Here is an 11284-nt window from a genome sequence, read left to right as displayed (position 1 = left end):
ATGGTCCGAACGATTTGAGGTATTGGTTTAAAGTCCGGCTCTCTGTTTTCCTTTGTTTCCTTCTGTAATAATCAAGGGTCAGCGCAGGAAGGCTTCGTGCAGACCGCCGTCGACGGTGACGATCTGGCCGGTGGTCTTGCTGAGACGCTGGCTGACGAGGAGGAAGTAAGCCTCCGCCTGATCGGCCGGGGTGATGGGCGACTTGGTGAGGGTGCGGTCGGCGTAAAACTGGGCCAGTTTCGTCACCAGCGACTCGGTGTCCTCATCCTCTGAATACGGGATGTTGTATTTGGCGAGGGAACCGATGACGCGGTCGCGCGGGAACATGGCCGAGCCCTTGACGACGGTGGCGGGCGCGACGCCGTTGACCCGGACGAGGGGCGACAACTCGATGGCAAGCTCACGCACGAGGTGGTTGGCGGCGGCCTTGGAGGTGTCGTAGGCGAGGGAACCTTTTTTGGCCACGGCGGCGTTGGCCGAAGTGGTGAGGACGAGGTTGCCGCGCAGACCCTGCTCGCGCCAGGTCTTGGCGGCTTCGTCGGCGACGAAGTAGGAGCCACTGACGTTGATGCCGAAGGTGAGCGCCCACTTGTCGTCGGGAATGTGGCCGGTGGTGTCGGCCGGGACGAAGATGCCGGCGGTCACGCAGATGTGATCGAAGCCGCCATAAGCGAGCACCACTTGATCGAGCATGGCGCGGATGGAAGCGCGATCGGTGATGTTGGCCGCGAGGCCGATGGCCGGACCGCAGCCGGAGATGCCGGAACCAGCGACGCCGATGCCGAGACCGTAGTTATCGGTGATTTCCTTGGCGGTGGCGTTGGCGGCGTCGGCATTGAGGTCGACGCAGACAATGTGCGCGCCCTCCTTGACGAGGCGATGGGCGGTTTCCTTGCCGATGCCGGAACCGGCGCCGATGACGAGCACGACCTGGCGATCGAGTTCCTGCTCGGGCGGCATGCGGCGCAGCTTCGCTTCTTCGAGGAGCCAGTATTCGATGTCGAAGGCTTCCTGCTGAGGCAGGGAAATGTATTCGTCGATCGCCTCGGCACCGCGCATGACTTCGACGGCGCAATTGTAGAACTCGGCGGTGACGCGGGACTCGGACTTGTTCTTGCCCCAGGCGATCATGCCGAGACCGGGGATGAGCACGACCGTCGGATTCGGGTCGCGCATGGCGGGCGAGTTGGCGTGTTTGCAGGCCTCGTAGTAGGCGGCGTAATCGGCGCGGTATTGGGTGAGGCCGGCGGCGAGTTTGGCCTTCAGTGCGGCGAGGTCCTCGGTCTGCGGATTCCAATCGACGTAAAGCGGCTTGATCTTGGTGCGCAGGAAGTGGTCGGGGCAGGAGGTGCCAAGCTCGGCGAGCCGGGGGGCGTCGGCGGAGTTGACGAAGCGCAGGATCTTTTCGTCGTCCTGAATGGTGCCGATGAAGCGGGTGGGGGGCGTCGTGCGACCGGGGTCACCGACCCCGGCTACAGCGCCACGCAGCCAAGGCAGGATGGTGGCGAAGGCGGCGCGGCGATCGGTCTCCGGCAGCGTTTGGAATTTGGCGCCGCCAAAGGCCGCGGCGTCGCCGCCCTTGGCCTCGTATTTGGCTTCGATGTAGGCGGCGGCCTTTTCGATGAAATCGAGGGTGCGAGTGTAGCAGACCTTGTCGTCGTCGTCCCAGGAAATGAAGCCGTGCTGGCCCATCATGATCGCCTTCACGTCGGGTTGGGCGCGGGAGATCTCCTGCATGGCGAGGCCGAGTTCGAAGCCCGGACGCATCCAGGGGACGTAAGCCATGTCGCCGCCAAAGATCTCCTGGGTGAGCTCCTCGCAACGCTTGCTCGCGGCGATGGCGATGATGGCGTTGGGGTGCATGTGGTCGACGTGCTTGCCGGGGAGGAAGCTGTGCAGCGGAGTGTCGATAGAGGATGCGCGCGGATTCAGGTTGAAGGTCGTGTGCGTATACATGCCGACCATCTCGTCCTCGGCGGGGGTCTTGAGTCCGCGTTCGGCTTTGGCGGCGTAGACCTTCTGCAAGGCGATGAGCTTGTCTTGATAGAGCGAGGAGAAGTTCCCGCGCTTGGACGTGCGCAGATCGCCGCCGGAGCCTTTGACCCAGAGGACCTCAACGTCTTCGCCGGTGAGTGGATCGGTCTCGAGAATTTTCGAGGAGGTGTTGCCGCCACCCGTATTGGTGATGCGTTGATCGGCTCCGAGGATGTTGGAGCGATAAACGAGACGAGCGACGGGATCGAGGGAGGCGGCGTGAGCGTCGTCCCAGGTGAAGTTGACGTGCTGGTATTCGGACATGGTCGGCGAAGAAATTCGGGTTCAGGCGATAATCGCGGGATGGCGCAGGGGTTGCGGGGTGCTGAATCTACCAAAGCGATGCCTTGATCGGAATGCGAAGTCTGATCAAAAACATACAAAAAATGATCAAGATCCCGGACTTCGCCCGCTACCTGCCTTTTTCGCCGCATACGGTCGATTGGGGGGTAGCGGTTTCGGCGGGAGGGCGACAGAAAATCGGAGCGGCGGAGGCCTATCCGCCGGCGGGGCATCCGGCGGATCATCGCTTTTCCTGGCAGGACGGCCGCCGACTGGGGGCGACGCAGTTGGTTTTTGTGCGGCAGGGGCGCGGTTGGTTTGAGGCGCGGCAAGGCGGTTTGAGACCGATCGCCGCTGGGGAGGTCATGGTCTTGCCGCCGCAGTTGTGGCATCGGTATCGACCGGACCAGGCGACGGGGTGGGAGGAGTGGTGGATTGAGTTGGAGGGGCCGGTGGTGCGACGGCTGGAGACGGAGCTCATGCTCGGGAACGGGACGCGCGTGATTCGACCGACGGCGCGTGTGCCCTTGGAGGCGCTTTGGGCGAGCTTACTGCAGCGGCTTCTGGCTGACGATGCGTCTTCGCATGACCCGGTGCGTGGAGCGATGGGACTACAGATTTTGGCCATGTTGCTGGGAGGGCGATCGATGCTGGAGCGGGACGGCGAGCGTTCGTTATGGGTGCGGCGAGCCGAACGGCGATTGGCGGAGAACTTGCGTGAGCCGCCCAGTGCAGAGGAATTGGCCCAGGAGTGCGGCGTTTCAGCGACCCAGTTTCGCCGTGAGTTTCGCCGGGTAACCGGCATGCCGCCGCACCGTTATTTGTCGCGGTTACGCCTGACCCAAGCGCGACGGGTGCTCGGATCGGGCCGGATCAAGCTGGACGACCTGGCAGAGCGGCTCGGTTACAGCTCGGCCTACCACCTATCAGCGGCCTTTAAGAAAGAGTTTGGGATCTCGCCGCGCGACTGGCGGCGAACGGAGCAGGACTGAGCGGTCAGTCGGCGAAGTTGAAGCGATCGACCGGCAGCCCGGCGGCGCCGGGCTGGCAGGTGAAGATGTGACCCGCGAGCGGTTGGGCGGCGCGAGCGGCATCGTCCAGGCCCTCGGACGCCGTGGTGATGAACAAGGTGTCGAGGTCCTGCCCGCCGAACGCGCAGGAAGTTACGTGGGCGACCGGCAGGTCGATTTGTGCAAGGATTGCGCCGGTGCGGCCGTGGATTTTTCGCACGCAGCCGCCGCCCCAAAACGCAACCCAGAGATGGCCCTCGCGATCAATGCACATTCCGTCAGGCATTCCTTGTTCCTGGGTGAAGGCGATGTGGACGGTGGGATTACTCAGCTCGCCGCGTTCAGCCTGCCAGTCGTAGCAATCGATCTGATAGGTGAGGCTATCGATGTAGTAAAACCGGGTGCCGTCGGGCGACCACGCCAGTCCGTTGGAACAGCCGATAGCGCGGCGTTGTGGGGCGGGGGAGTGACCGGACTCAAAGCGGTAAAACGAACCGGTGAACTCGCCCCAGGCGTAGGGCATGGTTCCAACCCAGAGGCGACCTTGGGGATCACACTTCGCGTCGTTGCAGCGGAGATCCGCGCCTTCGGCCAGGTTGGCCAGGACAGAGATCTGACCGGTGGCGAGCTCGAGCGAAACGATTTCCGCGCCGCGGGCCGCCAGCCAAATGCCGGCGCGGCTGGTCGGGACCGCAAATCCGCAAGCGCCACCGAGGTCGAACGTGGTGGTTACAGCGGTGCTCGGATCCATGGTGAATAAGCGACCCGCGGTGATGTCCACCCAATGAAAATGTCCGGTGACATCATCCCAAACGGGGCCTTCGGCGAGGCGGCAGGCTTCTAATTGGGGCAGTGGAACGGGGCGGGGCGAGTCATCCATCGGTGGAGCTCAGGCAAGGCGGTGCTGGCGTGGTAATCAAGACGCGATCGGCGTCGCGGTGGGGCCGCTCTGCTTAAAGCAGCCCGCGCGCCACGGTCGCGCCTTCGTCGGTGGCGAGAACGGCGAAAGCAGCGCGCAGGTCGGCCGGTTCACCCTTCAGTTTCATTTCGTCCACCGCGCTGTTGATGATCGAAGCCCGTTGGAGCGGGGGGAGGTTGAGCAGCAGCTTGATTTGGCCGGAGAAGGCCGGATCGTCCTGCGCGGCCAGCACGAGCACCGCAAGCTGTTCGCAAATTTTATCCGAAGCGCGTTGATTGCGCCAGGCGTGTATTCGCTTTGTTAAGCTCATCGACGGGCCGCATTTCGGGGGCGAACGCTTTTAGGCGCAACGCCCGAATCTGGTGCCGGAGTCTGGTCAGGAGGCCGGAGGCTAGCGCTGGTGGGTCGGTGATGGTGGCGGAATGAGCTCGATGAAGGTGGGGGCGTCTCGGTCGCAGGTGAGCTCTCCTTTGTCATTCACGGAGAGTTCGGTCACCAGGATGGAGCTCCGTCTGCGATCGAGGTTGTCGCCGTCGTCGGGTCTGATGGTGCCGGCGCGTCCGGGATGGGTGAAATAGAAGAGGTAGGCACGATCGCCACAGACCACGACGCCGGGGTGGCTTCCGTTCACTCCGTCATCTGGGCCTTGCCCGGGCGTGTTGAGCAGATCCTGCTCCTGGGGCGCCCAGTTGAGCAGGTCATCGGATCGATATACGCCGAGGCCTCGCCAGAGGTCGACGAGCATCCACCAATGGCCCTGCCATTGGAAAATGTAGGGCCCCTCGCCGGGCCGCTCACCGACGCCGGTGGCTTTGCCGCGATCGGTCCAAGAATACAGGTCCGGGCTGTCGGCGAAGTAGATCGATTTTCCGTCGCGCTCGTTGTTATACCACATACGCCAGGTGCCGTCCGGGAGTTGGGCCACGCCGGCATCAATCACGCGATCGGAGGCTAGTTGAAGGGTGGACGTGTAAGTCCAATGCAGGAGGTCCGGGCTGGTGAGGTGGACGATGTTGCGGGGGTGGCGCCAATCCTCAAAAATGCCCGGCACGACGGTAAGATACATATGATGGCGGCCGTCGGGCCCGGTGATCACTTCAGGCGCCCAATAGGTGGGTTCCGCACCCTCGACGTCCCCAGGTAGGTCGATCACCGCGTCGCCCACGCGGTGCCAGCTGAGCCCGCGGTCGCGCGATTCGGCGATCCCGATCGGGGTGCCGTGCACCCAAGCGACACCCGACAGTCCCGGAACTTTGGCGCGACGATTGGTGTAGAACATCCACCACGATTCGGTCGTGGGATTCCAGACGACGACAGGATCGGCGGCGCCGTCGTAGATCGGATCGCGGTAGAGCGGTTGTGGGGCGGCGTCCGGCTGAACGGCCAGGGTCGTCAAAACCGCGACGAGCAAAACGAACGACAGGCTGAGAATTCGGTGGGGGCGGCCACGGGATTCTGGGTGGGTTAACATCGCGCAGCAGTAGGGCGAGGGATGGGCGTGGCGCCGACCAGAAAGCGATGCGGACAGATCGCATGGACGCCGCGAACGTGGGCAAAGAAAAACCCCGCGGTGAAGGCCGCGAGGTTTGCAGAGGTGGGAGGGGAGGATATCGGTTCGGTTTAGCGATCCGTCGTGGCCGTGAGATCAGGCATCGCGGTCAGGGCGCTCTCCTCGGCTTCCTTGGCGATCATGGAGGTCATGCGCTGGATGCGGAGCTCGGCGGTGCGTTTGGCGATGCGGGCGGTCTCCACCTTCTTGGTCAGCTCGAAGGCCTCGCCGGCCTTGGTGTCGCGTTCGTTGCGAATGGCGCGGAGCTGGAGTTCGAGTTCGGCGGCTTCAGCGGCGAGCTTGTCGGCCTCGGCGTTGAACTCGGCGGTGGCGGCGGCGATTTCAGCACCGGCCTTTTCCCACTTGGCGCGACGCTCGGCCAGTTTGGCGGCTTCGTCGGCTTCGCGTTCGGCGGTGCGACGATCGGCGTCTTCCTTGGCCTTGCGTTCAGCCTCCGCCTTTTGAGCGGCAGCTTCGGCCTCCTCAGCGGCGATGGCGGCGGCTTCTTCGGCTTCCTGAATCGCGTGCTTGGTGGAGAAGTCTTTGTAGATGAAACCAAAGGCCACCATCAGGATGACGGGAACGATGATGTAGAACTTGTTCATTACGATTTAATCCTGAGGTTGGGCTTATTTACGGGCGGCGGCGGCGGCGGCAGCGGCAGCGGCGCGGGCGGTGTTGGCCTCGCTGATCTTTTGGATCACGGCTTGCAGGCTGGCCTCGTTTTGCTGGGCGGCGGCCACGTAGGTGTTGAGGTGGGCGATCTCGGCATCGAGGCGCTTCTTGTCGGCCTCGATTTCCTCGATCTCTTTCTTCACCTCCTCAATGTCGGAGCTGAGGGACTTGACCTGGCTCGAGAACTTGTTGCGAGCGCTTTGGGCGTCGTTGCGGGCTTCCTCGGCGGCGAAACGGGCTTCCTTCTCGGCGAGGTCCTTGGCCTCCTTGGCGGCGCGCTCCGCCTTGCGGGCGGCGTTGAGCTCCAAGGCTTCCTTGATCGCACGTTCGCGATCGGCGGCCTCTTGCTTCATTTCTTCGATGCGCTTTTGTTTGGCCATCTCGATTTTTTCCTGCTCGTGGGCCTCGTATTCCTTGGCGAAGCCCATGTAGTAGAAGGTGAATCCGGCCAGCGCGATTAACGGGACGAAGATATAGACTTTGTTCATGAAAGGGGTGGGTTTGAGAGATTAGATCGTAGCTTCGAGGGCGGCTTGGCGTTCCTTGATGGCATTGTCGATGGCCTCGTAGAGGCGATCTGCATTAGCGGCACCCGCATCCTTGGCCGCTTTGGCGAAGGGCAGGGCCTCATCATACTTCTTCAGTTCGTAGCCCATGTAGGCGACGAACATCTGGGTGGCTCCGACGTTGTCGACGCCACCTTTTTCGAGGGCCTTCTTGGCGTGCGAGTAGGCCTCGGGAAGTTTGTCCAAGCCGTAATAGATGTTGGCGATTTTGAATTCCAGCGGACCAACGGTGGGGAACTTTTCCGCCGTCTGCTTCAGGACATCGATGGCTTTGAGTTCCTTGTGCACCTGCTGGTAGGAGGAGGCGAGGTATTCCCAATTTTGCTGGGTGTCCTCGATGTTGCCATTGGCCAAGCCCTTTTCGAGCAGCACGATCGCCTCGTTGAAGCGTTTGATGTTCATCAGGATACCGACCATGTTGAAATGGTCACGAGGCGTGTCGAGGATCCCGAGTTTCTGGGCCCGTTCGATGGTGACGATGGTGCGGACGTTGTATTCGAGCGCTTCACGTGACTCGGGCGGAAAGGAATTGGCGAGGTTGAGGTAGGTCGCCTGCAGCTGTTGCCAGTATTGCTTGCTGGTCGGGTTGATGGTGACCAGGAGCTCGAGCAGCTCGGACGCTTCCTTGTTCTTACCTTCCTGCTGGAGGGCAGCGAGGATGAGCACGTAGAAGGTTTCGCGGGGCTTGATGGAGAGGAGCAAACCTTTTTGGGCGAGTTCCTGAGCCTCGTTGAGGAGCTTCTTGTCGGGATTCTCCGCATCCAAGGTGGCCTGAGTGTAGATCATGGTCGCCGCGTAAGAAACGGATTCAACCTTCGGATCCTTGTTTTCGGCCAGGTAGATCTGGATGGTGTCGTAAGCCTTCTTGAGGTATTCGGTCTGCAGGCGCGGATCCTTGGTGGTCGTGCCCTCCTGGAAGTAGAGCTGCGAGAGGATCTGCGTGAACTCAAGGCGCTGACGGTCGGCGATGAAGTCGTAGGCCTTGCCGAGGCGAAGGGCGATTTCCAGCGGTTCGATGGCCTCAGGGTATTTGCCTTGGCTGAGGAGAATCTGGACCTTGACCTGATTGAGCAAAGTGCGGTCGTAGGACTCAGGCTTCACCGTCGCGAGCAGCGAATTGACGTTTGCGAGCGCAACGTCCCACTGCTTGGTATCGAAGAGTTCCTGGAGGTTGGACAGGCCGGTTGAGACCTTTTCGGTGAGTTCCTTGCGGGGCGCGTCCTGGGCCGAGATCACGGCGGGCGTGATGACGGTCAAGGCAACCAGCAGTCCACCGAGGCGCAGCAAGCGGCGCGAGAGAGAGGGAGCAGACATGGGTTTAGTCGTCGGTGATGTTGAAAACGATGGGAACCTGCATGCGGGTGTTCACCGCACGGCCACCCTTTTTACCGGGGCGGAAGCGCCACTTGGAAACGGCTTGGATGGCGGCTTGTTCGAATTCGCGGTGGCTGGAGCGGACAGCGTAGGCCTCGCGAACGTTACCCTTGGAATCGACGATGAAGCCGACAATGACCTGACCGGTGATGCCGGCGCGGCGCATTTCGAAGGGATAGACGGGCTTGGATTGGAAGCGGGCAGTGGGCTGCTCATCGAGGTTCTTCAGGTCGAAGAGGTCCTTCATGCCCGCGCCGATGGCGCGTGAAGCGCTGGTCTTCGGAATCGAGATGATGCCGGTCGGGCGCTCGAGGCCGGGAGGGGGCGGGGGCTGCAGCTTTTGGATGAAGGCGGCCTCGACGTTGACCGACGGAACGTCGGCCTGCATCGGGGGCGCGAACTCGATCTCCTCAGGCGGAGCGTCGTCGGTGGCTTCGAGGATTTCCTCGGGCTCCGGTTCGAGAGGGGGCATCTCCATCAGCTCGATGGTGAACTCCTCCTCCACGACGGTGGCGACGACTTCTTCTTCGTGCGGAACGAGCTTTTCGTAGAAAAACAGTCCACCGTGAAGGCCGACGGAAACGAATAAGCCAATAATCAGGTCTCTGGTCATGTTATCCAGTTCTTTAGGGATTAGCGGCCGGTGGGGCGGTAAACGGTCTCGAACGAAACTTGCTCGATGCCGGCGAGGCGGACGAGGTCGAGCAGCTTGATCGTGTCACCGTATTTCGCGAGGTCGTCACTGGTGAGCAGCACGCGGGGATTCGGTTCCTCCGCGGCGTAGTTGCCGAGACGATACTCCACTTCCTTGAGGGTGATGAGTTCTTGATTCCAGTAGTAGTTCCCGTTGTCGGAGACCTGCAGGGTGATCGGCTTGTCGTCGTCGTTTTCCTGCGGGCGCGGCGGAACCGCTTGCGGGAGGTTAATCGGAATCGCCTGAATGCGGTTCAGGGAGAGGGTGAAGAGAACGAAGGTGGCGAGCAGGAAGAAGATCACGTCAATGAGAGGAATGATCTCAATGCGCGCTTTCTTTTCGTGCTCCTCCGTCAGCTTTTGGGTCTTGTTGCCACCGGCCATATGCTTGGATACGGATGAAATTGTCGTTTATTAGGAAAATTAAGCTCCGGGACTGACCCGGGTCTCAATTTTCACTTTGGTGATGCCGGCTTTGCGGACTTCGTCGAAGACGTAACGAGCCTGACTGAAGAACGCATTTTGGTCGCCGTTGATAAGGATCTCCGCTTCGTCGCCCTTGGCCTGATAGAGGGCCTGCAGGCGGTCGAGGAATTCGTCGAGGGAGATCAAGTCCTTGTCCCAAGCGAGCGTGCCTTCGGCGGTGACCGAGATGGTCACGGTGCCGGCGGGATCACGCGCCTTGCTGGTCTCAGTTTCAGGGAGCGATACCGCGACGCCTTCGGACTTGTTGAGGGAGAGGGTGAAGAGCACGAAGGTGGCGAGCAGGAAGAAGATCACGTCAATGAGAGGAATGATCTCAATGCGTGCCCGCTTACTGCCGTCGGGGTTCGTGCCGCCGCCTGAGCTAGCCATTGGGAGGCCTTGGGCTTAGGGTTTTGCGATTCGTAAGTTGAAGATGAACTTCGACTTAGACCGCGGTGCTGTTCTTGTCCTTGCTGAGGATGAGCTCGAGGGCGTTGTTGGCGTCGGAGACGTCGTGTTTCGCCTGGGCGATCTTGGCGTTCATGTAGTTGAACGGGAAGAGACCGAAGATGGCGATGGCGAGACCGCAGGTGGTGGCGATAAGCGCCTCACCCACACCACCGGTGATCTGGCCGGCGTTGGCGGCCACGTCGGTGCCTTCGCCGAGAGCGCCGAAGGTCTCCATCATACCGGTAACCGTGCCCAAGAGACCGACGTAGGGAGCGGCGGTAACGATGGTGTCGAGGGTCGGCATGCCTTGGTTGTAGCGCTGCATTTCCTGATTGGTGGCGCGAGCGAAGGCGTTGGCCATCGAGGTCTCCCGGTGGGTGAGGGAGTAAACGAGGATGCGGGCGATGAAGTCCTTGGACTTGCGACCGACGGCGATGGCGCCCTCGAAGTCACCGGCTTCAACACGTTCCAGAACCTTTTCGACGGACTCAGGGTCGCGGGAAGCGGACTCGCGCGCCGTGAAGATGAGGCGCTCAATCACCACCGTCACGATGACGAAAGAGAGAAGAATGATGGGCCACATGATCCACCCGCCTTCTTTGAAGAACTCCATCGGAGTGAGGTTCATGGGCATCGTGATGGCGAGCGGAAGGGAGATCGAGGTCATGTTGTCTGATTAGTAGTTTGGAGGAGAGTAGTGAGTGGGTTGAAAAAGAGCTAGGGGAATTAGGGCGCCAAGGAAGGCGGGGCAAGGCTTAGGCGCACGCAACCGCAAATCAGCAGGTTCCCGGCGCCGTCCGATTGACTGTTAACGCGCCGTAGGGGTTTCCCCTGAAGTCGTAGGGTAGAGGGGAGGTGGGTTTTGTCGGGTCTGTGGTGGAACACAAGAAAGGGAGGAGAGACGTTTTTCTTACACCAAGCGCTGTCAACGACCTTCGACCGATTAAGTCGAGGATCGTTAGGTGACGATCAGATGACATGGCTGCCCGACTAGGATTCGAACCTAGACAGAACGAGTCAGAGTCGTTCGTGCTACCATTACACCATCGGGCAGTGAAGGTGTGGAAATACCGTGGGTCAAATGCTGGAGCCGGCGACGGGAATCGAACCTGCAACCGCCTGTTTACAAAACAGGTGCTCTGCCAATTGAGCTACGCCGGCGTTGGCGTGCGAGTGGGACCCGATCGGCGAGGCCAGTGTGCCGGAACTGATCGTGAAGACAGTGATTGGGAAAGAACTTCCTGCCTAAGGGAGGGTAACCGCCGAG

The 11284-nt window shown here is 61.3% G+C and carries 12 protein-coding genes and 2 tRNA genes; 1 reads left to right on the top strand and 13 read right to left on the bottom strand.

Features of this window, described 5'->3' with window-relative positions; all coding sequences use genetic code 11:
• Window positions 1-78: 78 nt before the first annotated feature.
• Window positions 79-2298, bottom strand: a complete 2220-nt coding sequence (locus AC0MRV_RS19060; protein ID WP_472766103.1) for a bifunctional rhamnulose-1-phosphate aldolase/short-chain dehydrogenase — start codon at window positions 2296-2298, stop codon at window positions 79-81.
• A 122-nt stretch (window positions 2299-2420) separates the two neighbouring features.
• Here AC0MRV_RS19060 and AC0MRV_RS19055 point away from each other — a divergent pair, with 122 nt between their 5' ends.
• A complete protein-coding gene (locus AC0MRV_RS19055) occupies window positions 2421-3308 on the top strand; it encodes a helix-turn-helix domain-containing protein (RefSeq protein ID WP_472766102.1) in 888 nt (295 codons plus the stop codon).
• Between the two features lie 4 nt (window positions 3309-3312).
• Here the strand turns inward: AC0MRV_RS19055 and AC0MRV_RS19050 are convergent, their stop codons facing one another.
• From AC0MRV_RS19050 to AC0MRV_RS18995, 12 genes are all read right to left on the bottom strand, one after another.
• Window positions 3313-4206 (bottom strand): SMP-30/gluconolactonase/LRE family protein, encoded by an 894-nt coding sequence (locus AC0MRV_RS19050; RefSeq protein ID WP_472766101.1) that lies wholly within the window; start codon window positions 4204-4206, stop codon window positions 3313-3315.
• 73 nt (window positions 4207-4279) lie between these two features.
• On the bottom strand, window positions 4280-4555 hold the full coding sequence (locus AC0MRV_RS19045; RefSeq protein WP_472766100.1) for a hypothetical protein: 276 nt from the start codon (window positions 4553-4555) through the stop codon (window positions 4280-4282).
• 81 nt (window positions 4556-4636) lie between these two features.
• The gene (locus tag AC0MRV_RS19040; RefSeq protein ID WP_472766099.1) at window positions 4637-5716 is read right to left on the bottom strand and encodes a hypothetical protein; all 1080 of its coding nucleotides are present in this window, start codon (window positions 5714-5716) and stop codon (window positions 4637-4639) included.
• A gap of 149 nt (window positions 5717-5865) precedes the next feature.
• A complete protein-coding gene (locus tag AC0MRV_RS19035) occupies window positions 5866-6399 on the bottom strand; it encodes a hypothetical protein (protein WP_472766098.1) in 534 nt (177 codons plus the stop codon).
• A gap of 24 nt (window positions 6400-6423) precedes the next feature.
• Window positions 6424-6957, bottom strand: coding sequence for a hypothetical protein (locus AC0MRV_RS19030; protein ID WP_472766097.1), 534 nt, complete (start codon window positions 6955-6957; stop codon window positions 6424-6426).
• Between the two features lie 21 nt (window positions 6958-6978).
• Window positions 6979-8349, bottom strand: coding sequence for a tetratricopeptide repeat protein (locus tag AC0MRV_RS19025; RefSeq protein WP_472766096.1), 1371 nt, complete (start codon window positions 8347-8349; stop codon window positions 6979-6981).
• Between the two features lie 4 nt (window positions 8350-8353).
• Entirely contained in the window at window positions 8354-9022 is a 669-nt protein-coding gene (locus AC0MRV_RS19020) for an energy transducer TonB (RefSeq protein ID WP_472766095.1), read from the bottom strand.
• Between the two features lie 20 nt (window positions 9023-9042).
• A complete protein-coding gene (locus AC0MRV_RS19015; RefSeq protein ID WP_472766094.1) occupies window positions 9043-9486 on the bottom strand; it encodes an ExbD/TolR family protein in 444 nt (147 codons plus the stop codon).
• A gap of 39 nt (window positions 9487-9525) precedes the next feature.
• Window positions 9526-9957: an ExbD/TolR family protein gene (locus AC0MRV_RS19010; protein ID WP_472766093.1), complete on the bottom strand. Its 432-nt coding sequence runs from the start codon at window positions 9955-9957 to the stop codon at window positions 9526-9528.
• A gap of 55 nt (window positions 9958-10012) precedes the next feature.
• Window positions 10013-10684, bottom strand: coding sequence for a MotA/TolQ/ExbB proton channel family protein (locus AC0MRV_RS19005; protein WP_472766092.1), 672 nt, complete (start codon window positions 10682-10684; stop codon window positions 10013-10015).
• A 312-nt stretch (window positions 10685-10996) separates the two neighbouring features.
• Window positions 10997-11070: transfer RNA gene (locus AC0MRV_RS19000), tRNA-Gln, on the bottom strand.
• A 32-nt stretch (window positions 11071-11102) separates the two neighbouring features.
• Window positions 11103-11178, bottom strand: a tRNA-Thr gene (locus tag AC0MRV_RS18995).
• Window positions 11179-11284: the final 106 nt, after the last annotated feature.

Origin of the sequence: Actomonas spartinae (assembly GCF_051209155.1) — a bacterium.
Taxonomy (GTDB): Bacteria; Verrucomicrobiota; Verrucomicrobiia; order Opitutales; family Opitutaceae; genus Actomonas.
This window is presented reverse-complemented; position numbering and strand designations above follow the sequence as displayed.

Excerpts from the sequence above, each read along its gene's own strand:
- AC0MRV_RS19060 (WP_472766103.1), bottom strand. The coding sequence starts at position 2,298 with ATGTCCGAATACCAGCACGTCAACTTCACCTGGGACGACGCTCACGCC.
- AC0MRV_RS19055 (WP_472766102.1), top strand. The coding sequence starts at position 2,421 with ATGATCAAGATCCCGGACTTCGCCCGCTACCTGCCTTTTTCGCCGCAT.
- AC0MRV_RS19050 (WP_472766101.1), bottom strand. The coding sequence starts at position 4,206 with ATGGATGACTCGCCCCGCCCCGTTCCACTGCCCCAATTAGAAGCCTGC.
- AC0MRV_RS19045 (WP_472766100.1), bottom strand. The coding sequence starts at position 4,555 with ATGAGCTTAACAAAGCGAATACACGCCTGGCGCAATCAACGCGCTTCG.
- AC0MRV_RS19040 (WP_472766099.1), bottom strand. The coding sequence starts at position 5,716 with ATGTTAACCCACCCAGAATCCCGTGGCCGCCCCCACCGAATTCTCAGC.
- AC0MRV_RS19035 (WP_472766098.1), bottom strand. The coding sequence starts at position 6,399 with ATGAACAAGTTCTACATCATCGTTCCCGTCATCCTGATGGTGGCCTTT.
- AC0MRV_RS19030 (WP_472766097.1), bottom strand. The coding sequence starts at position 6,957 with ATGAACAAAGTCTATATCTTCGTCCCGTTAATCGCGCTGGCCGGATTC.
- AC0MRV_RS19025 (WP_472766096.1), bottom strand. The coding sequence starts at position 8,349 with ATGTCTGCTCCCTCTCTCTCGCGCCGCTTGCTGCGCCTCGGTGGACTG.
- AC0MRV_RS19020 (WP_472766095.1), bottom strand. The coding sequence starts at position 9,022 with ATGACCAGAGACCTGATTATTGGCTTATTCGTTTCCGTCGGCCTTCAC.
- AC0MRV_RS19015 (WP_472766094.1), bottom strand. The coding sequence starts at position 9,486 with ATGGCCGGTGGCAACAAGACCCAAAAGCTGACGGAGGAGCACGAAAAG.
- AC0MRV_RS19010 (WP_472766093.1), bottom strand. The coding sequence starts at position 9,957 with ATGGCTAGCTCAGGCGGCGGCACGAACCCCGACGGCAGTAAGCGGGCA.
- AC0MRV_RS19005 (WP_472766092.1), bottom strand. The coding sequence starts at position 10,684 with ATGACCTCGATCTCCCTTCCGCTCGCCATCACGATGCCCATGAACCTC.